This window comes from Marinobacter azerbaijanicus, from assembly GCF_030250645.1.
Taxonomy (GTDB): domain Bacteria; phylum Pseudomonadota; class Gammaproteobacteria; order Pseudomonadales; family Oleiphilaceae; genus Marinobacter; species Marinobacter azerbaijanicus.
The window spans coordinates 41,896-66,990 of the sequence record NZ_JASSVS010000015.1; the positions used below are offsets into that span (position 1 = coordinate 41,896).

The following is a 25,095-nucleotide window of genomic DNA, read 5'->3' on the forward strand; positions in this document are numbered from 1 at the left end:
GTTCCTTCTATACCAACATTAGGCGTTCATGCATGAAACTCAACCCCTTTAATACCCGTATCGGTCTTGCACTGGGGGGCGGCGCCGCCAAGGGCATTGCTCATATTGGCGTTTTGAAAGCCTTCGAGGAAGAGAACATCCGCATTTATTGTATTTCCGGTACCAGCGTAGGAGCGCTGGTGGCCAGTTATCACGCCTTTGGCCGCCCGGCAGAGTCGATACTTTCGATATGTTCCACGCTTAACCTGTCCAAGATTATCAACTTTACCCTGGAGCGCGGTGGCCTGTTCAGCACCAATGCCATTCGCGAGATGATCCATCGGGATCTCGGGGATTGCCGGATTGAAGATGCCAATATTCCCCTGGCCATCTGCGCAACGGATATAGAAACCGGCGAGCAGTTGATCTTCAGAGAAGGCAACCTGGCAGATGCCGTCTGTGCGTCCATGGCTGTGCCCGGCCTGTTTGTCCCCGTGGAGGTAGACGGCCGGATTCTGGTAGACGGCGGGCTGGTTGAAAATGTCCCGATATCACCACTGGCGGGAATGGGCGCCGGCATTACCGTGGCCGTTGATCTGAGCCATGTCGGCCGGTACCCGAAACCGGTCGATATGCTCGACGTGATCAGCAACGCCATCAATATCGGCATCGACTTCAATACCCGCAAGCAACTGAAAAAAGCAGACATAGCGGTGCCGCTGGATCTGAGCGGCTACAGCCTTACCAACAATGCCGACCGTGTGGACGAACTTTTCCAGGAAGGCTACCGCCCAATGCAGAAAAAGATTCGCCAGGTACTATGGTACAAACGGATGAATGTTGTGATCAGCCTTATAAAAGCGGCCGGGACGTTGCTACCCTTCAAGGTTCCCGAGATTCTCAAAGGCCTTAAGCGCCTCACATGAAGTAGTGTCTGATCAGTTGCAACACGATAGCCAGCGCCATCAACGGTATGATCCACCGCGTGATTCTGCTGTAGTCACGCGTTTCATTTTTGGGCGCGTATTTTTCGACCAGCGGAATGATGATAATCAGCGCCAGAAAAAGAACAGCGAGAATCGCCAGCAGGGTCCCCATGGCCAGCCTCCTTGTTGCGAGTGTGATTTTGCATGAGTGCGCCTACACCATGGTACGCGATTGCCAGGGCAATCAGGCTACATAGGGTTCACCCTGCTCAAAGCGCGTCCGTACCCAGGAAATCTGGGGATGGGCCGTTGCCAGCTGATAGTGTGGCGAATCCTTGAATGAGCGCCAATCGCCACCCCATACCAGTGGTCCAACGGCGTATTCAGCAACGGCGTCGTAATCACTCTGACTCGTGGAATAACTACCGTCTTCTCTGAAAATGCCAATGTCCCAGGCGATACCAAAATTATGATTGCTCTGCCCACCCCGCGCTCGCGTCACCACCGGGCCGGGATTGCCATAGCGCCCCTGTCGGAAGAGCTCATTCTGCTCATGGTAGGTGCGGGTTCCGGAAATGATTTTTACGTTCACACCGCGGCTTAATGCACGGGTCATGAACTCACGGGCCTCCCGCTGAGCCCGGATCGACAGGGAGGAAATCTTCTGCTCTGTGCGCCGGTCAAACGTGCCAAGTTCGTCCTTCAGTTTTTCGTATTCGGCATCGAAAGCGGTAGCGGCAGCCTCGGAGAGCGGCCCCCAAAGCCCGTCCAGCGCGCCACGATAAAAACCTTCTGATTTCAGCAGACGCTGAAAGAACAGCACATCCTCGCCAAACAATCTGTCGCTCATCCTGAACCTCCAGGTTGATATGGGTGATGGCAGGAATGCCCGACCTCAGACTCCACTTCACTGGGCTCCGAAACTTCAGAATAGATCAGTTTTATAGGGTCGTCTCCGGAACGCGACATACTTCAGCGAAATTGCTTTTTTCACTAACTCCCACTAGATTTTTTACAGAGCTGAAAATTACAAACGCTTCCTCCCCATGAGCTTTGCGCTGTGCCGTTGTATTGCTTCGTACCATTGCAACACAAGGATTGCATGGCATGGCAAAACATCACCTACTTTGTGTCCACGGTGTAGGTCTGCACGCAAACGACTGGGTCACCTCCGAAGAGCAGGACGATGGCCTGACATTCAAGGACCGGTTCGAAGCGTGCTGGGCTGAATATTCCACTCTCGGCGCCATTGACGACCTCGAGCTCCACTCCATTCATTACGACGACGCTATTGTCCGAATCCTGGACAACTGGGATGACATGCTCAAGCAGTTTTCGATGCTCGCGCCCAGGACGCCACTAATGAAGTCAGGCGCTGATTTCTTCAAGGAACTGCACGAGAAAGCTCTGGAAACAAAGGGGGAAAACAATCGAAAGCAGTTTCTACGGAACCATGTCATGGATCTGTTGCTATTTTACACAATCCCGAGTGTGACCGATGCCGTCATTACTTATGTGGGCCGACAGTGTATTGACATAATCAACCGGGAACGCAAAGAGGATAAAGAAGCAACGTTTTCAGTTCTGGGTCATTCATTGGGCACGTCCGTCATTGAAAAGACTCTCAAGGCAATGTTCAACGAGGGCATCGGCCAGCAGAACGGCTCGAAAGATACCCTGGAGGGCGATTTCAAGTTCCAGTCCATATCACTGATTGCCAATGCAAGCTCTACGCTGGCAAGGGCCAACGATGAAGAAAGCTTTTACATCAACTCCAACTTCAAACCCGGCGGGGACTCAGGGGCAATCTGTCAAACCCTGATCAACCTCAATCACAAGCTTGACCCCGTCGGTCAGTTCCGCCCGTTCCGCCCTCCAAGCCAATGGCTTCATCCGGACGATGGCCATTGTTATGTTCCCATCGAACTTTCTCGACTGTCGTCGACGGATATCCACTCCATCAACCACTATCTGCGGGACCCAAGAGCCCACATCCCTTTGTTCAACAGCCTTAAAGGGTACACAGCAATAACCAAAGACGTCTTTGAGGACGCCAAACAGCAGTTCGATGCACAGACACCGCTGAGCCACTACAAATCCATGGCGACCGCACTCGAAAAACTGCGAATCGGCGACACCTCAACCATGAAGGACTTTATCCAGAGCATCACCGCTGCCCTGGAACTTGCCAGAAACTACAAGAAGGACGTTCAGGGCCTGTTGGGGGAGCTGTCGTGATGACCATTAAACGGATACTTGCCTTCACGCTCTTGCTGGCATTCGCTTCGATTACCAGTGCCAACTGCTTGCCTGAAGATGCGACCCCAGCGGACGTCCGTAGCGTGCTGGAATGCCAGCTCGGCGAACCGACAGCCAACACTGCACCGGCCCGAACGGATCAACTGGCCTTCTGGCGACAACAGGCCACCAGTTTCGAAGAACTGGCTGGCACTTACGAATCCTCGGGACAGCGCAGCCTGCAGGTATTGAGCAATAACCTGAAAACGCGCGCTGAGTTGGCTGCCGCAGATATGAGCAAGTTTGAGCAGACCGGCGACGTGTGTAACGTGGCTGCCTATAAAGACAATACCTGGTTCTGGGGCGCCGGGCTGCGGTTGAACCGCGTCAACTCGCGAACCGATCTGCAAGCCCCGACAATGGCGGGCTGTGCCGGAACACCGGAAATTCCAGCAATGTCGTTAGTTGATCAGGTACAGGAATCCTGCGAATCCGCCGAATCGTGTAACCAGGGACTTGCGGCGGTCGAGCCATTGACCATGGCCCTGCGCAGCACCCGTGCCGTAGCTCGGCTGAATAGTGAAAGTGCGCTGACAACCCTACAGCAACAAATTACTGAAAAAGATGAAGCCTGGGACCGTTACCTGTTTGAATCCAAACCGCTCTGGCCCTGGGAACTTGCCTTCACTGACTGGTGGCACGATCGCTACGACGACACCTATGCCCAGGGATTTCGCCGTCCACCCCCGAAACAGATAATTCTGATGCACCCCTCTATCGGCGCTGAATGGATTGATAACGCCACGGACGGCGATCGGTTCGCCCCCACAATCTATGTAGAGATAGTCGGAGTCAACTACTGGGATGACACCAACCGCTGGTTCAGGGACTCGTGGCTTTCCAGTCTTTCAGGCGCATCCCTCGCTGTCACCGTCACCGACAGGCCCGGCATCAACACCGTCGGCGCTGGCCCATTATTGACGTTCGATAACACCTTTGAAGTGGGTATCAACTACTACGGCGAAGGCGAGTTTGGAGTCATGGTGGGGATCAATTTAATGAAGCTCTGGAAGGGTGACTACGAAAAACGAGTAAACCGTCTGAAAAATGCAGGCCGATGAAACGCATCAGGAATTATTTGTTTTTTTCGAGGGAAAGATCATGACAGATAAGAATATGCAGGCGCCCTACTACCCCATCATCTATGTCCGTGGTTTTGCGGCAACCATGTCAGAAATCGACGAAACTACTGCCGACCCTTACATGGGTTTCAACCGCGGATCGACCGTGCTGCGGCAAAACCATCAGCGCGAGCCAGTGCGCTTCATCTTCGAATCTCCCTTGCTACGACTTATAAAAGATCACGGATACGTCGACGCGTTTAAAAACGGCGACTACATCGAAGGACACGGCAGCGTCCCTTCACGATCAGTCTGGGTGTTCCGCTACTATGAACGCGCCTCCAAACTGCTCGGGGATGGTGAACGTGTGAGCATGGAACAGTTCGCCCTGGACCTCAGGCGCTTTATCCTCAGGGTCCGCGACGCAACCTGCGGCGACGATCAAGCTCGCAGGGATGCTTTCAAAGTGCACCTGGTCGCGCACTCAATGGGAGGGCTGGTATGCCGTTGCTACCTGCAGAATATCTGCCGACATGGCGCCCCGAATGGCCTGGACGACACCGGTCTGGAACTGACTCACGGTACCGATAATCCACATTACGTGGACAAGCTGTTCACTTACGGCACACCTCATAACGGCATCGAAATAATGGGAATGAACGTTCCCGACCTGGGCGCACTGGATCGCTTTCATGTGTCGAATTTCGACCGGGACCGCATGCGCGAGTATCTTAAGATCAGCAGCAAATCCGTTGAAGTCAATGAACTGGATGGTGCTTTCGATCCCTCGCGATGCTTCTGCTTTATCGGCTCCAATTACAGGGACTACGAGGCCTTCTACAAACTCTCAAAGCAGGTTACAGGGCCGGCAAGCGATGGATTGGTAATGATATCCAATGCCTACGTCAAGGAGGCGCCACGCGCCGTCGCGTATCGCAGCCACTCCGGGCACTTCGGGCTTGTTAATTCGGAGTCCGGCTATCAGAACCTGCGCCGCTTCCTGTTTGGGTCGCTGCGTATCAAAGCCACGTTGTGCGTAAATCGGGTGGACCTCCCCCCGGGTGTCCAGAAAAAACATGACGAAGGTGCTGAGGTAAGGGGCTCTTATTACTTTGATACCGTCACTGGTGTTAGAGGGGGGCCGAATTACGTGCTGAATGAACGACGTTATGCGCACGCATCCGCCCTGTTACGCAGTTATGACTCCCTGGTAACGGATCACAAACCAGCCTACCTGTTCACGGGATATCTCACGGAAGCAGCAAGAAAGGCCTCAGACCAGGCCCTTATGTTCACGATCGATTTCGGGGTGCAGGTTCCCCTGTTCGAAATCAACCGTAAGTTCTGGTTCGACGAGCACTTCAACGGGTTCATGTTTCAGGAACAGATCACCCTGGCAATTCGCGACAAGACCATCCGCTACGGGCTTTCACTCAAGGACGGGATCGGCAATGCACCACATCGTGCAGAGATATCCGAGGAAGATGGCCAATGGAAAATCAGCATTCCGTTGGCAACCGCTGCCAATGCCCGCCCGGGTTTCGCAGGAAGCCTGGAGTTGACTGTGGATGACTGGGAGTGAACAGAAACATTGAAAACCACGAGGTTCAGTGCCAGCCGGGGCGCTCCTTCTCCTCATCCGAGAACCAGTGTGATACCACGGCGGAGATGTCGTCGAAAACGCCAGCGCCCAGCTCCCCGGCCCGGTCGCGGTCAGCCTCCTGGTACTTACCAGTCCTCACCAGCGCAGCCTCAAGCCCCGCTTCCCTGGCGCCGCCGATATCCGCTTCCACATCGTCGCCGACCATCAGGCAATCACCCGGCGCTAACCCCATGCTGTCACAGGCCTCATGAAACATCGCCTTGCCGGGCTTGCCAATAATAGTAGCCTCTATCCCGGCCGCATACTCCAGGGCCCGGATGAAGGGGCCGGCATCCAGATGCAGACCATCGGATTTGCTGAAGTAACGGTTCATGCCCACCGCCAGTAGCGGCGCACCCTCCATCAGCAGACCGAAGGCCTCGTCCAGCCGGCGATAATCGAAGCGCTCGCCCGCGTCACAGACTACTACCGCATCTGCATCCGAGGCAGGTACCGGTTCGAATTCCACCTCTATGTCTGGATGCACCAGCAGCCAGGGTTTCAGATTCCGGGCGTCCAGATGGCGCGCAACAGCGGCTGGTGCCGTGAGCACCTCCTCCTCAGTAGCCTCGAAACCCAGCTTGCGCAGCTGCTCCAGCACAGCACGAGAGGGCTTGCGGGATGTGTTTGTGAGAAAACGGCAGGACACGCTGGCCTCGCGCACCCTCGCAACGGCTTCCCGGGCGCCAGCGACAGCCTCTCCGTCTTCGTGAAGAACACCGGAAATGTCGATACAGAGTCCCCTGGGCTGTGGCATCGCGTTCTGGCCTCCTCTGGTTGGCTGAGAATCAGACTTTCTGTCAGTCTAGCTCTTAACCAGGCCGAATGTTCTGATTCACCCGGAACAGATTTTCCGGATCATACTTCTGTTTTACCTCGACCAGACGCTTGTAAGCCGCCCCGTAGGCAAACTCCACCCGGTCAGTCTCATCGTGCGACAGAAAATTGATGTAAGCACCACTGCTGGCATAAGGTTTGGCGGCCTCAAAGAATGCGCGCGCCCACTGGCGACAATGCTCATCTTCCCCGGGCGTTTCCCAGCGGCCATGCACGTTCATCACATAGTTTGCGTCGCGACTGGAATAGGCCATGGCATCAGCCGCCACCCGGCCGGTTTCGCCACCAATTGAGGCAATAAAGATCTCACAGTCGGGCGACGGCAGCTTGCCCCCGAACTCCAGAGCAACACGGATTACATCGTCGGTCAGCTTCACAAAGTTGTGGGACTTCCAGTAATTCCGCGCACCGTCCGCCAACAATGGGTCGAAGGCCTGCTGCCAGCTGGCATATGGCTGAACCCCCACATGCTCTCCGTGAGCCTGGCCGAATGAACGCAGCGGCGCAATCAGCTTTTCGCCAACTTCCGGGCCCCCGGCGTAGCAAATCGCCAGGGCGACGATCGGCTCGCCATGAACCGATTCAGGCAGGAAGGGCAGCGGTGGCGCATGGCGGATCACCAGCCACACATTGAGCTCATCGGACATGGTTTCCGTGAAACGCGCGAACTGCGTCACCACCGACTTGGCCTGGTCGAAGGGAAAAACCATCAGCCCACTCAATAACTCCGGCCCCACCGGGTGCAGCTGGAACTCGAACCGGGTGACAATCCCGAAGTTGCCACCACCTCCCCGCGTGCCCCAGAACAGGTCCGGATTCTCGGTTGCGCTGGCGCGCGTCTGGCGCCCGTTGGCAGTCACCATGTCCACAGAGATCAGGTTATCAACGGTCATACCATGCTTCCGGCTGAGCCAGCCAAACCCGCCACCCAGGGTCAGGCCCGCGACACCCGTTGTGGAATTGATACCCAGCGGTGTTGCCAGTCCATGCAATTGGGCTGCAGCATCAAAGTCTGCCAACGTGCAGCCAGGCCCTACGTACGCACGCTGTTTTTCGACATCGACTTCAACGTCCTTCATTTTCGAAAGATCAATCATCAGACCATCGTTGCACACCGCGTTGCCCGCGATGTTGTGCCCGCCTCCCTTGACCGAAACCAGCATCGACTGATTGCGCCCGAAGTTGACCGCCGCCACCACATCCTTCACCGAGTTGCACTGGGCTATCAGGGCCGGCTTCCGGTCGATCATGGCGTTCCAGATCTGACGCGCCTCGTCATACCCGGCGTCTGCCGGCTCAAACACAGGGCCACCGAGCTGCCCCCTGAAGGTGTCTATCGTTCCTTGCTGTAACCTGGTCATAGCCATCTCCTCGCCCCATAAGGCACCACTTTTTATCCTGCGCCGTTTCAGCAGGAACACCAGCGAGTTATTAGACTGTTTAAGGACTATGGCGGAACTGTTAGCCGGTTTTGGTCAGGAAAACCGGGAATATTGGCGCTGGGAGGCAGGAGGGTGTAGCTTAATAATTGAACGCAATGCGTCGATCACCCCTACCCTCTTCGGGATGCCACCGCATTCGCAGGAGCACCCGATGATTCAGAGCACCAATCAAGACCTTGATCTGGTTATCGTGGGCGGAGGCATTGGCTGATTGCCGCCACCGGTGGACACAACCGCCCTGTCATCCCACAAGTCGAGCGGATCGAATCTTCGATCACTGAATATCATTCTTCCGCCTTACGCGATCCCGAGGAATTGCGGGACAAGCGGGTTCTGGCGAGATACGCGAAAGCAGGTATCAACGAGATAATGCCAGAGGGCGAAGTGCGCTCCCTCCGCGGCAATACATGCCTTGAATCCGGTCCCTGTTTGACGGCCACCCTTCCAACCACGCAAACTGATGACCGAGTCCCTTTTAATAGCGAACGCTTCTCCCATGCCTGCAAACGTGAAAGCCCGGGTTCTCTTCCATTCCAAACGTCTGAACGTCTACCTGGTGCGGTACCCTGAGGGCCACAAGGTCGTGCCCCACGTGGACATGGTTTCCGAAGGCCGGCTGTACAAACTCAACTGTGTTCTGGCCAAACCCCGATCCGGTGGCGAGTTCATCTGCGAGAAGAATATTTTTAATCTTTTCGGAAGGTTATATCTTTTCCGGCCGGATCTCTACGAGCATCGGGTATCAAAAATCGAACGCGGGAACCGGTGGTTGTTGAGCTTTGCGCTGACCCGAAGCTGAGCCAGGGAAAAACCACTTTCCATCGACACATTTCAGGTTTTGCCGTGTAACAAACGGCTGTCGACGATGTCTTAGTGCCTGTAGCTTTAATCAAACAGGGAGAATCACATGAACAGGCTCTTGGTACTGATCGCCACGGCCCTGATTTTCACAACCACCGCATGGGCTTCCGAACCACCTGTCTACACCCTGAGTCATCCGGAACTGCGGGGGTCGGGAGTCTCTTCATCAAGCCAGGTGCCGCAGTATTTACAATACCTGGCGTCGACTTCATGTCGATGCTTACCGCAGCCCGGGCAGGCTTCTTCGGAATAACGCTCCGCACGCAGGGCGCGAATCACTTCCGCGGAAAAAACGCCGACGGGAAGCGCAATAATCGAATAGCCCGTCAACATGATCATCATGGAAATGAACTGTCCCCAGGGCGTCACCGGTGTTATATCGCCATAGCCCACTGTCGTCAGTGTCACGATCCCCCAGTAGATGGATTTGGGGATACTGGTAAAACCCGCTTCGGCCGGCTCAATGAGATAGAGCAAAGAAGAAAAGATGGTCACGACCAACAGCACTGCGAACAGAAAAAGCAGGATCTGGTCCCGGCTTCGAATCAGAGCGTCCATCAGAAGGCGACCCTCGCCCACTAACGTCATCATTTCCAGTACCCGGAACAGACGCAGGGTACGCAGCAGACGCACAACGACGAGAGTCTGCGCACCCGGGAACAGCAGTGCCAACCAGGTAGGCAGAACGGCCAGAACGTCGATAACACCATAAAAGCTTTTCAGATAAAGCTTCGGTTTCTCAAGGCAATAGATGCGCAGAGCCAGCTCAATGGTAAACAGCAGCGTTACGCCCCACTCCATGACATAAAAGAGCTCACCGAAGCGGGCATGATATTCCGGAACACTGTCCAGAAGAATAATCCCGACGCTGAGGAATATCAGCAAAGCCAGGAAAACATCGAAGCCCTTGGCCAGGCGGGTATCTGATTCGAAAATGACCTGGAACAGGCGCGTTTTAATTCCCAGGCCACCAGGTTTTATAGTCCCCATGTAACTAAGCTGCCTCTTTTAACCGTCAGTGAAAACCCGGCGATTACGCTTGACTAGGGGCCGCATCTCGCCGTATTGGTTCGGCAGGCTTACAGATACCGCCCGCCGGCACCGATCGCCACCACGATCAGCCCAAGAATCAGGTTGGTGCCCACCAGCTTGCGGATCTGCCCCACCTGTAGCCCGCCTTCCTGGGGATCCTGGTTGGCTACGGCCTGTTTCAGCCGCCGGAAGGGGGCAAAATAGACGTGAAAATAGAGCAGGATCATCACAATCCCCAGCCCCTGCATGGCATGGATATGCCAGCCCGCACCCGCCATGCCACCGAACACACTGAAGATCATCCAGTAGCCGGTCACCAGCAACAGGATCACGGCAACCCAAACCCACCTGAAAAACCGGGACAGAGTGTGACACCAGAGTACGCCACGCTGTGATGCTTCAACCACCTCAACCACCGCTGGCCGCATGGCCATATAGGCGAAAAACATACCGCCAACCCAGATCACGGCAGAAAGCACATGCAGTGCGATAGCCAGACTCATAAAGCGACTCCTCTTACAATAATTTTCGTGTGCAGGGACCTGTCAATTCTCCTCGACGGCCTGACGGACTTTCTGCTCCGCCCCCTGCCAGGCCTCAGAGAGATCATCGAAGGCATCGTTGAAGCCATCCTTCATGGACTCCCAGGTAAAATTGGTGCTGTCCTGCATACGCTGGAGCCATTCAGTCACCCGTGACCGCTCCCGCCGCAGCGCTGCCACTGCGGTCTGCGCCTGGGCCCGCTCCAACCTGTCGGCCGAATTCCAGTTATCCCGCAGACGACTGTTCAGTGTCGCAATACGGGCATCGATGTCGTCGAGAACATCCTCGATGTCCGTCATCAATCGTTCCCGCCGCTCAGCGGTGAAATCCGCCAGTTCCTGATCAAGGTTCTGCATTTCCTGGCGCAACGACTCCTCGGTTACATCACCATCATCCTCCGCGGCGTGCCCGGGGGCCATTGGCATCACCAGGGCCAGCAGCAGGGCGCTGGCCTTTAATCGCAATGGGGATCTCACGGTCTGGTACCTCCTCTGAATCAAAATTGGAAATCTGGTTCGTTCGAATATTCACAGTCTTCTTGCCAGATCCTTTAAAGAATCCCTCGGCTTTCCCCTCAGCCTATAGTCGCTCAACAGCCTTGAGCAGGGAACTGAAAGCCCTGGAAAAACTACGCTCAGCGAGCCGGTCCATCACCGGGCCGAGCAATGGAACCTGTACACGGCCTTCGGAAATCCAGGTCACTCTGGTTTGCCCACCCTCGGCCCGCAAAACAATCTCGCCCCGGGTATGCTGAACGGAGAAAGGCTTCGATTTTTCAATGCGATAGTGCATTCTGTCTGGTCTATCAAACTGTGTAATGCGCTCGGTCAGCTCCAGCCGCCCCGCTCCTATAACCCTCAGGGCGCCTGTGCCGCTCTTCTCATCCTTGCCTTTCTCAATGAGCAGGGACTTGTCGACCCCCGGAAAGCGGTCGTAGCGAGCATGATCGGAAATAGCCTCAAAGACAGTGTCGATGTCCTTTGCGAGGAGCCGCTCAACGTGAATACGAAACATAGTCAATCCTCAATCACACTCGGGACGTAGTACTCTAGACTGGATCCGACATTTCACCAAAACAATCACCTATGCCCCATCCATGACCATCGACCGTGAACGCCTGGCCGCCCTTGCCGCAGAACCCCATTTTCACCGGGGCAGGTTTCGTAACCTGGAGCGCATACCCCACCATGGCCTGGGGGATTTCCTGCGCTGGCAGTTGGCCCCCGGCCGCCGCTTCCCACAGGGTAAACGCTACACGCTGCTGCGCCCTGATGGCCACGTGCTGATGAATCCGCCAGCAGAGCCACAACTCGTCTGGCTGGGGCATGCGTCGTTCCTGTTCCAGTATCGGGGCCTGAACGTGCTTACCGACCCGGTGTTGTCGGACCGTGCCAGCCCCTTCCGGTTGATCGGGCCCAAGCGGTTCACCCCGCCAGCCCTGACGGTAGCAGAAATGCCGCCGATCCACCTGGTACTGATTTCCCACAATCACTACGACCATCTCGACGAGGCAACAGTGCGCCAGTTGCACCGACGTTTTGGCGCTGATCTGTGCTTCTGTATTCCCATGGAGTTAAGACCCTGGTTCGAAAAGCGCGGCATCCACAATCTGGTGGAACTGGACTGGTGGCAATCGATGCCCCTGGCTGCAGGAAACGAAGTATTCTGCCTGCCGGCCCAGCACTTCAGCGGACGAACCGCCACAGACACCAATACCTCGCTGTGGTGTAGCTGGCTCCTGGAGGTGGACGGCTTTCGGTTCTATTTCGGCGGTGATACCGGTTATGGCAAGGTGTTTCGCGACATTGGCGAGCTGTTTGCACCCATTGATCTGGCGCTGCTCCCCATCGGCGCCTACGACCCGCGCTGGTTCATGGCCCCGGTGCACGTAGCGCCGGAAGAGGCAGTCAGGATCCACCGGGATATTGGCGCCCGCCAGTCGGTAGCCATGCACTGGGGCACATTCGTGCTAACGGATGAACCCATGGACGAACCACCCCGGCGCCTGCGGCTGGCATTGGAGAGACAAAACATGAGTGAAGCGGAATTCAGGATCATGCAACATGGAGAGGTGTGGTCGCCGCAGTGACACTTTTTACTCTTCCATCTCCAGAATCCACTTCACGAGCTTTTCAGCCTCTCCCTGGCTGACGTCCATGCGAACCCCCATGTCCGGCATTTCTGCCTTGCCCCAATGCCCCTCTCCGCCAGTCAACACAACCTGGACCAGCCGATCAGATTCGTCCATTGAGTACCTCTGCGCAATACTCCGGAAAGATGGGGCTATCGCCATGGCTTCGCTTTCTTTAATGGCATGGCAAGCCGTGCACTTCTTTTCTTCAGCCAGCTGCATACTGGTCATGCCATGGGAGTCGGCAAATGCTGATCCAATTCCCGGGCAGAGAACGCCTACCAGCATGGCGGGTAACATTTTAGACTTCATAGCAATCCCTCTCTGGTCACCCTGATTGATTCAGGCGAGATGAATGCGACCGGTTTTGGAAGATTCCGACACCTCAATCTGAAACTTAGACCAGGATGGCCAACCACACAAAGTGCCCGGATAAAATAATCCTGCCCGGATTTCCTTCTGATCCCTCAATGATGACCGCCCGGCCCATGGGCGTGGCCGTGCGATAACTCTTCCGGATCGGCGGCGCGCACGTCGATAATTTCGATATCGAAGGTCAGGGTTCTACCGGCCATCGGATGGTTGGTGTCGACATCGGCAAACTTGTGGCCCACCTTGGCGACAACCACATGGCGCGGGCCCTGCTCGGTCTGCACCTGGGCAATCATGCCCGGCTTCCAGCGCTTGGCACCCATCAAGTGCTTGATCGGCACGCGCTGGATGGCGTCGGCCTTGCGCGGGCCGTAGGCTTTATCCGGAGCGACGGTGACGCTGAACGTATCGCCCGCATCCTGACCTTCCAGAGCCTCTTCCAGGCCCTTGATAATACCGCCGTGACCATGCAGGTAAGCGTTTGGCTCGCCGCCATGGGAGTCTTCAACAATGTTGCCTTGTTCATCACGGACGCTGTAGTGAAACAGGACCACCTGGTTTTTTTCGATTGGCATAGGGTTCTCTGCAATGGTTAAAAGTACGACATTGTAAACAGCTGCGGCGTTGAATGCAGGTGAAGAGAAGCAGACGGGTTGAATGGATTGGAATCCGCCTCGCCGGCAGCCAGTGGCGGCACCGCGAGTTCAGAAGTAACCCAACAGCCTGCCAATGACCAGCACACTGATCCAGACTGCCAGGGACAGAAAAGCCCCAGCCCTCATGGCTACAGGCATGGGAGCCTCCATTGGGAGGCTCCGTATATCCCCTTGCTTAAACACCCGCCCCAGAATTAACGCGTTCAAGATACCGAAGAGGACGAGCACAATCTTCGCCTGGAACAACGGCGATGCAGCGTAATCCACGGCCGCTGTGGCGAATAACAGTGCACCGCAGAAAACCGCAAGCCCCAAACCAATCGCCGATGTAATTCGAAGCACATCGACAAACACCATCACCGGGTAGTTGCGCCAGAACCCCAGCAAACGCAAATCCAGTGGCACAATGCCGCCGACCAGCATCGAAACCCCGAGAATATGCCCGGCGTTTACCAGCGGGTACATGAATGTGGAATTGCGCAGGGCCGAGACAAAAGCCAGATTCTCGACGGAGACCAGCGCTTGCTCAATCATCTCCGGGATCAGGACTCACGGTCGGGATACAGATCGTAATCCTTCCCGTCGATCACAACCCGCTCAGCCTTGACCAGCCGTTCACCTTCTTTCGCGGAGCGATGACCATGCACAGTAATCTCCCGATCCTGGCTCAACATCTCTCTGGTAAGCCCAACTCGGTCGTTACGCCAGGGCTGCCCAACCTCCACAACCCAATCCTCGCCATCCACGCTTATGGTGACCTCGCCATGGGGATTACCAAGGCGCACAGACTGGATAACACCGGTAATTTCAAATTCCTCGTCGGTTGCCCAGGCCCAACCGTGATGAGCCTGCGCGGTGGAGGCCGCGAAAAAAGCAGCAAGAACAGCAAAACAGAGCAGATGGAAAAAACGAACGTGAGGCATATCCAATCCTCTTGTGGCGGGTTTGTCAGGATACTCGAACCACGGATTCCGTAGCTCAGTATATTCGACAGTCGGAATGTGGCCGAATTCCCGGGACAAACTACCTGAAGGCCATATCATTTATCCAAACTGATTTCCCTTATTCCAGACTCCCCACAGCACCATTACGGCAACCACTACCATCGCCACCGAGAGCGATGTCAGGGCTATGGCAATGAGGCCTTCCTGTAGCGCCGAGCCCTCGAAGCCTGCAGCGGCTATCGGCATCATGGATGCCCCTGCACCGATAAAGCCGGCAGCCAGCGTAGCCAGCCAGTTGGTGTAGGTACCGAATACGGCAAGACCAAATGCAATTCTTTCGGCCGTGCGGCCCAGCCGAAGCTTGGGCCAGATCACACCCAGCACAATCAGTACCAGTCCATTCATGATGCCCTCAAGGTGGCTCGAAAGCCCCATTCTGGCATTCTCCATTAACGGCAGCAGAAACCCAGTCAACAGACCCATGAGAAACAGGATGATGCCAAGTTGGTAAAGTCGGCGTTCCCTGTTGATGACAGTCGGCAGAGATGCGTTATTCATGAGTTATCCCCCTGGTTGTAGTCAGGGAGACCTGCCCCCGACTCGCGTTCCACTCAATTTAAGAATACACTATGTATATTCAATACGAGAGATTATCCCTCGTTCATGCGCCTGTCAATAATTGGGTATACAGCCTGTATGTCGATTAACTCCCAAAAACGTAGCTACCGTAAAACCACCCGGGCAAAACAGGAAGAACAGACCCGGCGACGGATTACCGAAGCGGTCGTTGAGTTACACCGAACGGTCGGGCCAGCGCAGACGACCATTAGTGACATTGCAAGCCTGGCGGGTGTCGGCCGCGTAACGGTGTACAAACACTTCCCTGATGACTCCGCGATGTTCCGTGCCTGTAGTGATCACTGGATTGCCGATAACCCACCGCCAGATTTTGCGCAGGCACTCGCAGAACCGGATGAAATAAAGCAAGCCGCCGGCGTACTCCGACTGCTTTACGACTACTACCGCCGCACCTACGACATGATGGGAAAAGTGATGCGGGACGCGAAGACAATGCCCGCCCTGGCAGATGTGGTTGAAAACGGATGGATGCAGCTGCTGCGAAGCCTTGAGGACACTCTGGTGCCAGCGGGGAAGCAAGGCGACAGCGCGAAACGTTATCGCGCAACGCTTCGGGTCGCTATGGATATCGATACCTGGAGTACAATCTCCGAAATGGGTATCGATGACCAATCGGCAGCAGAGCTGGCGTGCCAGTGGTTGAGGGAGGCTAAAACCTGATGCCCCCTTTACCCTGTTCGTGCGACCAACTTTCAGTGCAGTGACATCAGTCCGTCGGCAACCTCAACAAGACTGTCACCCATGACGTCGGCGGGCAGGAAGACATCGCCAGGCTTATATTCAAGACGCGAACACCAGCCCGCAAGTGCACCGGCCCGCTTCGCTCCATGGCAATCCCAGGCATGCACGGCTACCAGAGCCAGGCGCTCAATCGGCGTATCCAGATGTTTTGCAGCAAAACGATAGATATCCGGATGAGGCTTCCAGACACCTGCCTCATGCGCGGTGACAACATGGTCAACAAATCTGGAAAGCCCTGCGCCTTCGAGGAAACGGCGCGTTCTTTCAGGACTGTTGACGGTGAGGCATCCAACGGACACGCCCGCCTCAGAGATTTTCTTCAGCGCGGGGGCGGCATCGTCGAAGGTGGGTAGCGTGGAGAACCCGTCGACCACGTACCCAATATCACGTTCATTGAGCGTGTGTTTCGTTTCCGTGCGGAGTGATTCCCGGGCAACAGCTTCGAAAGGTGCCGCGTCGCCGGCAAGGGTCAGTGCCATGGCATCGCGCTGAAAGCGCAGGAACCAGGGCTGCAGAGTGGTCGCTGGCTGGCCAACCTCTTCCAGGCGGGCGGCCAGCGGATCCAGATCAATCAACGTCTCTAGGACATCAAATAAAACTACGTTCGGTCGGACAGCCATATCGAGAGCCTCCCTATACCGGTGCAGGTTTACGGGAAGTGTAGCTCAGGCAGCCGCTATGTCATGGTCCGATACTGCAATACGAGACCGATGATCTCGTGATCACTGGTCGCTAGTGCCAGCGAGGCATTCAGTGATGATCTTTGTGGCAAACGGATGTTGAACCTGGACCGCAAAACATCCGCTACCTGTTGATCCTCAGCGGGATCGAATTCTTTTCCTGCGTACACACGAATGCGCTGAAGAATGAAATCCTTATTTGACATAGACATCAATCTTCTTGATTGACACTCAGTGTTTGCTCCAACAATGAATACAGTCAGTAAAACGAGCGGAAAGAATCCGTTGCGATTCTAGCGGGCCTGGAGCTTAACATGCTTGGGGCCTGACGAGGCGACTTGCCCCCTGTTACCCTTGCCGACATACTCAACAGCCCCGCCGGACTTCAAAAAGGCAGCGGTCTGCTCGGCAATGGCGGCCGACGTTAATGAAGCTTTTGCGGTTTTGTTGCTCATGGTGTTCTCCAGGTCGATGGTTGGTTTATTCACCAACTTCAGACCCTCATCATATCCCAAACAGGAAATAATTGTTCGGTTCAAGAAAGGGGCGTTAAGGCCGGACCGCCTGTCGGAACAGTTCAACCTTGCCAATAAGCCTTACTCTCCTCATCCATCGGAAAGAAATGCTCAATCCGCAAATTCTGAGCAGTCACATCCAGCGGCGTGCCGATAGTTGCAATGGTGGAAAAGATTCTGAGCTGTTGATGCCCCAGATTCAGTGTGAAAGGAATCGCCGGGTAGTCCAGGTGTTCCACCACGTGGCTTTTCCAGTTCTGAGGCACGCCGGGTACAGTCAGGGCGTGCTCCAGCAATCGGTTGGGCTGATCCCGAAAGGGGCCGGCAAGATGCTCATGGTAGACGCGTTGCAGCATGTGGCAGGCGATATTATCCCAATCGCCAACGAAGGGCTTCATGCCGTGCTCATCCAGCAGGGACAGCAAAAAGTTGGGCCGGGCCGGAAACTGAGCACCCAGCTCGATCATCCTCGCCATCATCGCCTGCATGGCCTGGTTAGCCATCACCAGATAATACTCGTGGTCGAACACCACCGCCGGGTACGGCAAGTGTCCCTGCAACAGGTGCCCAAGCGCCTCCCTGATCATGGCCATGCCAGGCGCGTTCAGATCCTGGTCGGAGTAGACCTGGCCGTATCCCGCCGCTGATAAGAGCCGATTGGTACCGGCCAGATCCGCCTGCAGCATCTGCGCTAAATGCAGAACCATGCCTTTGCTGGGCTTGCTGCGGCCGGTTTCCAGAAAGCTGATGTGTTTTGGCGACACCTCACACGCCAAGGCGAAATCCATCTGGCTCAGGCGCTTGCCCTGCCGCATTTCTCTGAACAGCGTACCGAAGGCGCTCATTGGGTTTCCCGTCAATTCCGAGTGTTCAACCATTATCGTAGCCGAGGGTAGGCGGAACCATTACCTCACAGGTAATTGAGACTATCACCGCCCGGGTAGAAGCTTTGAAGTGTAGTCCAACACATTGCGAAACCCGATTGAGGTGATCCTATGAAAAACCTAGTCCGTCGATTCAGTGTTAAGCAAATCATCCTCAGCGATGTATTGCTCTCCGCGCCATTCGCGTTGGCTCTGATCCTGGCCGCTGAGCCCATTGCCCAGTGGGCGGGCGGCCCCGGCGCAACCTTTTACCTGGTGGTTGGCATCGTGATGCTGCTGTGGTGCGTGGATATGGCCGCCGTGGCCGTTAACGAACGGTGGCAGGAGAAGTACCTGAACGTGATGATTGCTGCCGATGTTACCTGGAGCCTGGCGTCCCTTGCCCTGATGGTCTGGTTTGCGGCAAGCCTGCAGCCCCTTGGCTGGGTGCTGTTCGCCTTGAACGTGCTGGTTCCGCTGGATATGGCGTGGATGAAACGGGTTGCTGGCAGTAAGCCTCAGCAGCCTGCGTTCGGATGATGGCTCATCACTCCGGACGCTACCCATATTGGGTAACTTTTACCCAATATGGGTTTTCAAAACGCCTCAGGAGTTGTTGACCGTGCTCTTGAACGTCATACACTTAATACGCCTTACGAAAACTACCCTGATAATCAAAAACCCGCTCCTGCACCTGCCAATAGTGCTTCTGCTTGCGGGCAATCACGAAATCCGGTGCCGGAAGCAAGGCCTCCAGTTCAAGCACCTCATCCGCTGAGCTGAACGCTTTCGGAGCCTGGCCATTCGCAAAACGACGCCCGAACAGTCTGTTAAAAACAGTGCGCTGGCCCGGTTTGCTGAAATCAAACGATTCGCTGAGCGCCTCTCCATCCTCCCCGTGATAGGTGATCCTCAACTTGCTACCGCTAGCAACCAGCGATATCCCGGCGCAGCGAATCACCATGGCATCCTTGAGTTTTAACGCATCTCTCAGCTGATCATCCGGATCGATGATGGCTTTGTGACACTGGTGGCAGTTGCGGGCCGCAATATCATTCTCGCCACCGCAGTGTGGGCACTCCTTGAAACGGAAACGGTAATCGCACTGCTGCGGGCGCCCCTTCCGCACGGCAGGTGCCTCCGCTTCCGCGGGTTCCAGCAGCCCCTGGCAACGGCGACCGTAGTGCTCGATAACATGGCCTTCACCGTCTGTTTTACCCCAGAAGATATTGGCGAAACCACAGCCCGGGCAGAACACCTGCACCGGCTCACTGTCGGGATTCGGTTTCGGCTCCCCTACCTCCGGGTGATGCAGATTCACACTGTTACCCGCGTAATCAATTACCAGACAATCCTGCTTACCCTCGTCCAGACGAAGACCACGGCCCACAATCTGCTGATACAGGCTGACCGACTGGGTAGGACGAAGAATGGCGATAAAGTCCACATGGGGCGCATCAAAGCCCGTGGTGAGTACCGACACATTCACCAGATACTTCAGCTGCCACTGTTTGAAACGCTGGATCAGCAAGTCCCGATCCTTCAGATCGGTCGCACCGGTCACCAGGGCGGTCTGATGTTCCGGCAGGTAGCCGGTGATCTCCCGCGCATGATTCACCGTTGCCGCAAAGACCATCACCCCCTGGCGCTCTGCGGCCAGCTCCATCACCTGCTCAACGATGGCACGGGTCACACGCTTGTGTTTGCTCAGCAGCTGGTTAACATCCTTCTCGGCGTACTCGCCAAAGCGGTCCTGAGGCAGCGCGGAGAAATCGTATTGCGCCACCGCCGCATTCACCAGCTCAGGCCTGGTGAGATACCCCCGGTTGATCATGTAGCTCAACGGCAGTTCATAAATGCAGTGCTGAAAGGGCTTGTCCTGTTCACCCCGGACAAAGCCCCGGTAGTGATAGCGATAGATCCAGCCCATGGCCAGACGATAGGGTGTGGCGGTCAGCCCGAGCACTTTGAGGGAGTCATTCTGTTGCCGCAGCAGCTCAATGATCCTCTGATACTGGCTGGTGTCATCACCGCTGACCCGATGGCACTCATCAATGATGACCAACGAGTATTCATCCCTGAACTGATCCAGATTGGCCGATACGGACTGCACACTGGCGAAGGTCACCTGATGCCGGTTTTCCTTACGTTTCAGTCCGGCGGCGAAGATGCTGCCGGTTAACCCATAGCTCTCATATTTGGCGTGATTCTGCTCCACCAGCTCTTTTACGTGGGTCAGCACCAGAATCCGGCGCCGGGCAAGCCGGGCCAACTCGGCAATGACCAGGCTTTTACCGGCACCGGTCGGCAGGACAATAACGGCAGAATCATCAGATTTGCGAAAATGCCTCAACGTGGCATCAACCGCTTCCTGCTGGTAAGGCCGCAGTGTGAAAGGAGCATTCATTATTGCTGCGCTTGATCGTTTTCGGGATGAGAAGCTGGCCATACTAGCAGATACCGCTGCTGTTACCTGTGAGCCAAAAAAAGAGCTGTCACGATTTTCCGAAAACCCGCAGGGCTCACCAACACAATATTCCTGGCTCTACCTTGGCTGACCTGCTGATCGACAGAAAGGTAGAAGTTATGTCGAAGTATTTTACAGAGTTTCACATTTTCAATATCAGGGATCTGCCAGGGATTGCAGAACCCATCTGAACCTTAATGCTTTGTCTTTTCGTGGCCCGGCAATTGCCTGCCGTTCATCGTCTCGGAGCCAACCGCTTCCCGACCAGTATCCTTCAATCAATAATGCGGCCAGGCAGAGCTCGGCCACAGGAGAATAACAATGAAAAAACGATTGTTGACTATCTCTTTTTGTCTGTCTCTGGGTGTACCTGCTGCCTGGGCAACTGACCTGCCACAGGCTCAAACGACCGAGCGCGAAATGGTCGTCACGGCAAACCCGCTGGCCACGGCAGCCGGCGCAAAAATTCTCAAAAACGGTGGTACCGCGGCAGATGCCATGATTGCGGTGCAGACCATGCTCAGCCTGGTGGAACCCCAGTCAAGCGGGCTTGGTGGCGGAGCGTTTATCGTTTATTACGATGCCCAGACCGGCACCACAACCACTATCGATGCCCGTGAAACCGCACCAGAGGCGGTGGATGAAACGCTTTTTTTAAATGAGGAAGGCAATTCAATCGGCTTTTCAGATGCGTGGCAGAGTGGTCTGTCCGTGGGCGTGCCGGGCGTCCCGCGAATGATGGAATATATGCATACTCAATATGGCCGGCTTCCCTGGCAGCGCCTGTTTGTACCGGCGATCACCCAGGCCCAGAAAGGCTTTTCTCTGACCCAGCGTACCAGTGATCAGGTCTCCGGCCTTCTGGCCCGCAACCCATCCTGTGAGGATCGGTTATTTTTCCGTGACCCCACCGCCTTCAACTACTTTGTTGACAGCGAGACCTGCGAAGCCAAGCCTGCCGGTACACTGATCAAAAACAAGGACTATGCCGAAACGCTAAAGCTGCTGGCTCGCGATGGAGCAGATACCTTCTACACCGGCTCTATCGCACAGGACATCGTTAGCGCCGTCCAGAACGATCCGAATATCCCCGGATCAATGAGCCTGGACGACCTGGCCGATTATCAGGTCATTGAACGGCCACCAGTGTGCATCACTTACCGTAGCAACAACGTCTGTGGCATGGGCCCGCCATCTTCCGGTGGACTGGCCGTCGGTCAGATCATGGGTGTGCTTGAGAATTTCGACCTGGCAGGCAAGAACCCGCTGGACGAGGAAGTGGTTCATCTTTTTACCCAGGCCATGCGTATCGCGTTCGCGGATCGCAACAAGTATGTTGCAGACAGCGATTTCATCACCGTTCCGGTTGAAGGCATGCTGGACAAGCAATACCTCGAAACCCGCGCTGCGCTGATTGGTGAGAATGACCTTGGCGTAGTTGATCCGGGAACGCCCCCCGGTGTGTTTGATCCCTCTGCTCCAAGCATGGATGAGCCAGGCGCGGGCACCAGCCACGTCTCCATCGTTGATCGGTTCGGCAATGCGCTATCCATGACCACGACCATTGAGAGCTCGTTCGGTAATGGAGTAATGGTGGCTGGCCGCGGATTTCTGCTCAACAATCAACTGACCGATTTCAGCTTCCAGCCCACTTCCAGTGCCGGCGAACTGATTGCCAACCGGGTGCAGCCCGGAAAGCGGCCCCGCAGTTCCATGGCTCCGACGATTGTCCTTGATATGGATGGACAGGTTTCGCTGGTCACCGGCTCGCCGGGTGGCTTCCGGATCATTGGTTACACCGCCAAGACCATCATGAACGTGTTTGATTTCGGACTTGACCCACAGCAAGCCATCAATGTGCCTCATTACCAGAATACGAACAGCGGCAGCTCAACCTCAGCAACCGTTCTGGAAGCACCCATCCCGGGCGTGACGCTGGACTATGATGCCGCTGCACTTGAATCTGAGCTGGAAGAAGGCAGAGGGCATGCGGTGGGAGTCACGACCCTGAACAGTGGGCTGTCGCTGATACAGGTCACCCCGAGTGGCCTTGTTGGTGGGGCCGACATGCGCCGTGATGGCGCAATTGGAGGGCGCTAGGCCACAACAAGCCTTACTTTGAGCAAAAAGGCCGGTCAGGTTATGGGCCGGCCTTTCAATACCTCCGCGCAAAGCCGGGAAAGATCTATTTTCCATCGTGTTAGTCATTTTGCACTTTACCACCTATAGTAATGAACACGTGTTCACAGTTTCATTATCGGGTTCCCTGACCATGCCCGCCGAAAAAAAACTCGATCAGCTCATTACAACTTCCAGTCGTCTGTTGCCATTTATTGATGCTCTGCCTGATGCCGTCGTTATCGTTGATAGTAACCACAAGATCGCTCTGGTGAATTCCCCTGCCGGGGAAATGTTTGGGCATCCTGTAGATATCCTGAAAGGTTCAGATCTGTCGATCATCATCCCGAAGCTTCACCTGGATGCGCACAGGCAACGGGTCAGTGGCTATTTCCAAAACCCCACTCCCCGCCCAATGGGCGCGAATAAAAAGTTTTGCGGAGTTCATGCTGATGGCACCGAGATCCCGGTCGATATCATGATTAACACAATCGTGCTGGATGGGGTACAAGTTGCCATGGCACTCGTAAGGGATGTCTCCTACCAGAGAGAGCTGGAAGAACGGCTGATCCGGGAATCCGTGACGGACGAAATGACAGGCTTCTTCAATCGGAAACATTTTAACAATCAGTTGAAGGCGCAGCATTCCGGTTTCATTCGGTCGGGCTTGCACTCCTCTGTCATCCTGTTCGACTTCGATCACTTCAAGAGCATCAATGATCAATATGGCCACGCCGCCGGTGACATCGTACTCATCGATACCGCAAAGATGATCAAGGAGGAGCTTCGCCCATTGGACGTGGCCTGCCGTATTGGCGGAGAAGAGTTTGCCGTCATCCTACCCGGCACGCCAATACTGAATGCGACAAGGTTAGCAGAGCGTATTCGTCAAAAGATTGAAGCCATGGAGTTCCAGCTCGAAGACACAGCCTTCCATACGACTGTCACCATGAGCGTGGCCTCGTTCTTATCGTCGGACCAGTCCTACGATTCCCTGGTCAGAAGGGCTGACAAGGCTCTATACAGTGGCAAGGCTGCGGGGCGTAATCGTGTTGCTTCGCAGGATTCATTGGCGCAACCGTCCTGACTCGATCAGCCTGTTTTTCGGCTAGCCGCAGGATTCCCGAAAACCCGGTGTGGACCAGGCGTACATCGGCTGGCTCAGCTATATATTTGTACACCGCTGCACTAAATGTGTCACATCAAGGTTAGGGTTAGGTTGCTTATGCGCATTGAGCGAATGGCCGTATACACGGCGAATCTGGAATATACCGGAAAAGCCTATGCCTTTGCAGGCGGCCGCTCCCATCAGGTCTTCGAAACGACAGTTGTGGCCCTTTCAACAGACACAGGGCTGGAGGGCTACGGTGAGGTGTGCCCCTGCGGCCCCAACTACATGGCGGCTTTTGCCGAGGGCCTTCCTTCCTGCCTGTCGCTGCTGGCACCGGAGGTGCTTGGACAGGATCCCCGGCAAGTGTCGGTGATTCAGGAGCGAATGAATCAGGCGCTCACCGGCCAGGCTGTCGCCAAGGCCGCCATCGACATTGCCTGCTGGGATCTTCTGGGCAAGGCGTGTGGGCTTCCTGTCTACACACTGCTTGGTGGGCTCCAGTCGCCATCCATGCCCTTGCATCGGATTGTTCCACTGGCCGACCCAGGGGAAATGGAAGAGTCTCTTCTCCGTTATCGTGCCGAGGGTTTTCGGCACATTCAGATCAAACTGGGCCATGAGGTGGAAGAGGACATCGACCTGATTCGCAGGCTTGGCAAACTCAAACAGCCTGATGAGCTCTGGATTGGCGATATCAATGGTGCCTGGCGTCGCGATCAGTCGCTACGCTTTTCAAAAGCCATTGAGGATGTGGATATCTACCTTGAGCAACCCTGCCGCAGTTACGAAGAGTGTCTATCGGTCAGGCGACGCACCAGGCATCTGGTCAAACTGGATGAGGCTTTCAACACATTGAATGAGCTGCAGCGTGGCCTCAGAGACGACGCCATGGATGCCATTGCCTTGAAAGTCAGCAAGTTCGGTGGGCTGACACCATCCAGGATCATTCGGGACGTGTGTGCAGACGCCGGCATATCCATGACCATTGAAGATGCCTGGGGTAGCGGCATCGCGACGGCTGCCTATGCGCACCTCGCCGCCAGCACATCCCCCAGAGCCTTGCTGAATACCACTGATTTGCATAATTACAACAAAGTCCAGCTTGCCACCGGTGCCCCGGAAGTGGCGGCCGGCCGCATGTGGCTCAGTGATCGGCCCGGGCTCGGCGTTGTACCAGACTTTGCCTTACTATCCTTGCGGGATGTCTACGAGTAGGCTTGAGCCATAACAGATTGCC

The 25,095-nt window shown here is 55.5% G+C and carries 29 protein-coding genes; 11 read left to right on the forward strand and 18 right to left on the reverse strand.

Annotated features, from left to right (window positions below):
• The first annotated feature begins 32 nt into the window (after window positions 1-32).
• Complete coding sequence (locus QPM17_RS20845) at window positions 33-905, forward strand: patatin-like phospholipase family protein (protein WP_285393526.1); 873 nt, start codon at window positions 33-35, stop codon at window positions 903-905.
• Here the strand turns inward: QPM17_RS20845 and QPM17_RS20850 are convergent.
• Window positions 898-1,077: a hypothetical protein gene (locus QPM17_RS20850; RefSeq protein ID WP_285393528.1), complete on the reverse strand. Its 180-nt coding sequence runs from the start codon at window positions 1,075-1,077 to the stop codon at window positions 898-900. The genes QPM17_RS20845 and QPM17_RS20850 overlap by 8 nt on opposite strands.
• 72 nt (window positions 1,078-1,149) lie before the next feature.
• Window positions 1,150-1,755 (reverse strand): M15 family metallopeptidase, encoded by a 606-nt coding sequence (locus tag QPM17_RS20855; protein WP_285393529.1) that lies wholly within the window; start codon window positions 1,753-1,755, stop codon window positions 1,150-1,152.
• Window positions 1,756-2,012: 257 nt separating this feature from the next.
• On the opposite strand from QPM17_RS20855, the gene QPM17_RS20860 reads away from it, so the two are divergent.
• The 3 genes from QPM17_RS20860 to QPM17_RS20870 are packed head-to-tail and all read left to right on the forward strand — an operon-like array spanning window position 2,013 to window position 5,846.
• Window positions 2,013-3,143 carry a hypothetical protein gene (locus QPM17_RS20860; protein ID WP_285393531.1) on the forward strand — a complete coding sequence of 377 codons (1,131 nt, stop codon included), beginning with the start codon at window positions 2,013-2,015 and terminating at the stop codon, window positions 3,141-3,143.
• On the forward strand, window positions 3,140-4,264 hold the full coding sequence (locus tag QPM17_RS20865; protein ID WP_285393533.1) for a hypothetical protein: 1,125 nt from the start codon (window positions 3,140-3,142) through the stop codon (window positions 4,262-4,264). The genes QPM17_RS20860 and QPM17_RS20865 overlap by 4 nt, the downstream gene beginning before the upstream one ends.
• Window positions 4,265-4,304: 40 nt before the next feature.
• Window positions 4,305-5,846, forward strand: coding sequence for an esterase/lipase family protein (locus QPM17_RS20870; protein ID WP_285393535.1), 1,542 nt, complete (start codon window positions 4,305-4,307; stop codon window positions 5,844-5,846).
• Between the two features lie 25 nt (window positions 5,847-5,871).
• Here QPM17_RS20870 and QPM17_RS20875 read toward each other — a convergent pair whose 3' ends face one another.
• Window positions 5,872-6,663: a TIGR01458 family HAD-type hydrolase gene (locus tag QPM17_RS20875; RefSeq protein ID WP_285393537.1), complete on the reverse strand. Its 792-nt coding sequence runs from the start codon at window positions 6,661-6,663 to the stop codon at window positions 5,872-5,874.
• 55 nt (window positions 6,664-6,718) lie between these two features.
• A complete protein-coding gene (locus QPM17_RS20880; protein ID WP_285393538.1) occupies window positions 6,719-8,104 on the reverse strand; it encodes an FAD-binding oxidoreductase in 1,386 nt (461 codons plus the stop codon).
• A gap of 577 nt (window positions 8,105-8,681) precedes the next feature.
• On the opposite strand from QPM17_RS20880, the gene QPM17_RS20885 reads away from it, so the two are divergent.
• Window positions 8,682-8,984 carry a 2OG-Fe(II) oxygenase gene (locus QPM17_RS20885; protein ID WP_285393657.1) on the forward strand — a complete coding sequence of 101 codons (303 nt, stop codon included), beginning with the start codon at window positions 8,682-8,684 and terminating at the stop codon, window positions 8,982-8,984.
• 194 nt (window positions 8,985-9,178) lie between these two features.
• On the opposite strand, the gene QPM17_RS20890 is transcribed toward QPM17_RS20885, so the two are convergent.
• The 4 genes from QPM17_RS20890 to QPM17_RS20905 form a co-directional block, all read right to left on the reverse strand.
• Window positions 9,179-10,036, reverse strand: a complete 858-nt coding sequence (locus tag QPM17_RS20890; RefSeq protein ID WP_285393540.1) for an ion transporter — start codon at window positions 10,034-10,036, stop codon at window positions 9,179-9,181.
• A gap of 89 nt (window positions 10,037-10,125) precedes the next feature.
• Entirely contained in the window at window positions 10,126-10,581 is a 456-nt protein-coding gene (locus QPM17_RS20895; protein WP_285393542.1) for a CopD family protein, read from the reverse strand.
• Window positions 10,582-10,623: 42 nt separating this feature from the next.
• Window positions 10,624-11,097, reverse strand: a complete 474-nt coding sequence (locus tag QPM17_RS20900) for a sll1863 family stress response protein (RefSeq protein ID WP_285393544.1) — start codon at window positions 11,095-11,097, stop codon at window positions 10,624-10,626.
• A 103-nt stretch (window positions 11,098-11,200) separates the two neighbouring features.
• Entirely contained in the window at window positions 11,201-11,635 is a 435-nt protein-coding gene (locus tag QPM17_RS20905; protein ID WP_285393546.1) for an SRPBCC family protein, read from the reverse strand.
• 82 nt (window positions 11,636-11,717) lie between these two features.
• Between QPM17_RS20905 and QPM17_RS20910 the strand changes: the two genes are divergently transcribed.
• Window positions 11,718-12,710 carry an MBL fold metallo-hydrolase gene (locus tag QPM17_RS20910; protein ID WP_285393548.1) on the forward strand — a complete coding sequence of 331 codons (993 nt, stop codon included), beginning with the start codon at window positions 11,718-11,720 and terminating at the stop codon, window positions 12,708-12,710.
• Between the two features lie 6 nt (window positions 12,711-12,716).
• On the opposite strand, the gene QPM17_RS20915 is transcribed toward QPM17_RS20910, so the two are convergent.
• The 5 genes from QPM17_RS20915 to QPM17_RS20935 form a co-directional block, all read right to left on the reverse strand.
• The gene (locus QPM17_RS20915; RefSeq protein ID WP_285393549.1) at window positions 12,717-13,064 is read right to left on the reverse strand and encodes a c-type cytochrome; all 348 of its coding nucleotides are present in this window, start codon (window positions 13,062-13,064) and stop codon (window positions 12,717-12,719) included.
• A gap of 155 nt (window positions 13,065-13,219) precedes the next feature.
• Window positions 13,220-13,699, reverse strand: coding sequence for an FKBP-type peptidyl-prolyl cis-trans isomerase (locus QPM17_RS20920; protein ID WP_285393551.1), 480 nt, complete (start codon window positions 13,697-13,699; stop codon window positions 13,220-13,222).
• Window positions 13,700-13,828: 129 nt separating this feature from the next.
• On the reverse strand, window positions 13,829-14,314 hold the full coding sequence (locus QPM17_RS20925; protein ID WP_285393553.1) for a hypothetical protein: 486 nt from the start codon (window positions 14,312-14,314) through the stop codon (window positions 13,829-13,831).
• Between the two features lie 8 nt (window positions 14,315-14,322).
• Entirely contained in the window at window positions 14,323-14,703 is a 381-nt protein-coding gene (locus QPM17_RS20930) for a DUF6152 family protein (RefSeq protein WP_285393555.1), read from the reverse strand.
• Window positions 14,704-14,823: 120 nt separating this feature from the next.
• On the reverse strand, window positions 14,824-15,282 hold the full coding sequence (locus tag QPM17_RS20935) for a styrene oxide isomerase (protein ID WP_285393557.1): 459 nt from the start codon (window positions 15,280-15,282) through the stop codon (window positions 14,824-14,826).
• A 138-nt stretch (window positions 15,283-15,420) separates the two neighbouring features.
• On the opposite strand from QPM17_RS20935, the gene QPM17_RS20940 reads away from it, so the two are divergent.
• Complete coding sequence (locus tag QPM17_RS20940; protein WP_285393559.1) at window positions 15,421-16,023, forward strand: TetR/AcrR family transcriptional regulator; 603 nt, start codon at window positions 15,421-15,423, stop codon at window positions 16,021-16,023.
• Window positions 16,024-16,055: 32 nt separating this feature from the next.
• On the opposite strand, the gene QPM17_RS20945 is transcribed toward QPM17_RS20940, so the two are convergent.
• The 4 genes from QPM17_RS20945 to QPM17_RS20960 all read right to left on the reverse strand — a co-directional run bounded on the left by QPM17_RS20945 (window position 16,056) and on the right by QPM17_RS20960 (window position 18,144).
• Entirely contained in the window at window positions 16,056-16,724 is a 669-nt protein-coding gene (locus QPM17_RS20945) for an HAD-IA family hydrolase (RefSeq protein WP_285393560.1), read from the reverse strand.
• A gap of 56 nt (window positions 16,725-16,780) precedes the next feature.
• Window positions 16,781-16,990 (reverse strand): hypothetical protein, encoded by a 210-nt coding sequence (locus QPM17_RS20950; RefSeq protein WP_285393561.1) that lies wholly within the window; start codon window positions 16,988-16,990, stop codon window positions 16,781-16,783.
• A gap of 87 nt (window positions 16,991-17,077) precedes the next feature.
• Complete coding sequence (locus QPM17_RS20955; protein ID WP_285393562.1) at window positions 17,078-17,239, reverse strand: hypothetical protein; 162 nt, start codon at window positions 17,237-17,239, stop codon at window positions 17,078-17,080.
• Between the two features lie 122 nt (window positions 17,240-17,361).
• Window positions 17,362-18,144, reverse strand: a complete 783-nt coding sequence (locus QPM17_RS20960) for a helix-turn-helix domain-containing protein (RefSeq protein ID WP_285393564.1) — start codon at window positions 18,142-18,144, stop codon at window positions 17,362-17,364.
• A 150-nt stretch (window positions 18,145-18,294) separates the two neighbouring features.
• Between QPM17_RS20960 and QPM17_RS20965 the strand changes: the two genes are divergently transcribed.
• On the forward strand, window positions 18,295-18,702 hold the full coding sequence (locus QPM17_RS20965) for a hypothetical protein (protein ID WP_285393566.1): 408 nt from the start codon (window positions 18,295-18,297) through the stop codon (window positions 18,700-18,702).
• 103 nt (window positions 18,703-18,805) lie between these two features.
• Here QPM17_RS20965 and radD read toward each other — a convergent pair whose 3' ends face one another.
• The gene (gene radD, locus QPM17_RS20970; protein ID WP_285393568.1) at window positions 18,806-20,569 is read right to left on the reverse strand and encodes a DNA repair helicase RadD; all 1,764 of its coding nucleotides are present in this window, start codon (window positions 20,567-20,569) and stop codon (window positions 18,806-18,808) included.
• A gap of 381 nt (window positions 20,570-20,950) precedes the next feature.
• Between radD and ggt the strand changes: the two genes are divergently transcribed.
• The 3 genes from ggt (at window position 20,951) to QPM17_RS20985 (ending at window position 25,073) form a co-directional block, all read left to right on the forward strand.
• On the forward strand, window positions 20,951-22,729 hold the full coding sequence (gene ggt / locus QPM17_RS20975) for a gamma-glutamyltransferase (RefSeq protein ID WP_285393570.1): 1,779 nt from the start codon (window positions 20,951-20,953) through the stop codon (window positions 22,727-22,729).
• Window positions 22,730-22,901: 172 nt separating this feature from the next.
• Window positions 22,902-23,834, forward strand: a complete 933-nt coding sequence (locus tag QPM17_RS20980; protein ID WP_285393572.1) for a sensor domain-containing diguanylate cyclase — start codon at window positions 22,902-22,904, stop codon at window positions 23,832-23,834.
• A 138-nt stretch (window positions 23,835-23,972) separates the two neighbouring features.
• Complete coding sequence (locus QPM17_RS20985; RefSeq protein WP_285393574.1) at window positions 23,973-25,073, forward strand: mandelate racemase/muconate lactonizing enzyme family protein; 1,101 nt, start codon at window positions 23,973-23,975, stop codon at window positions 25,071-25,073.
• Window positions 25,074-25,095 lie beyond the last annotated feature (22 nt).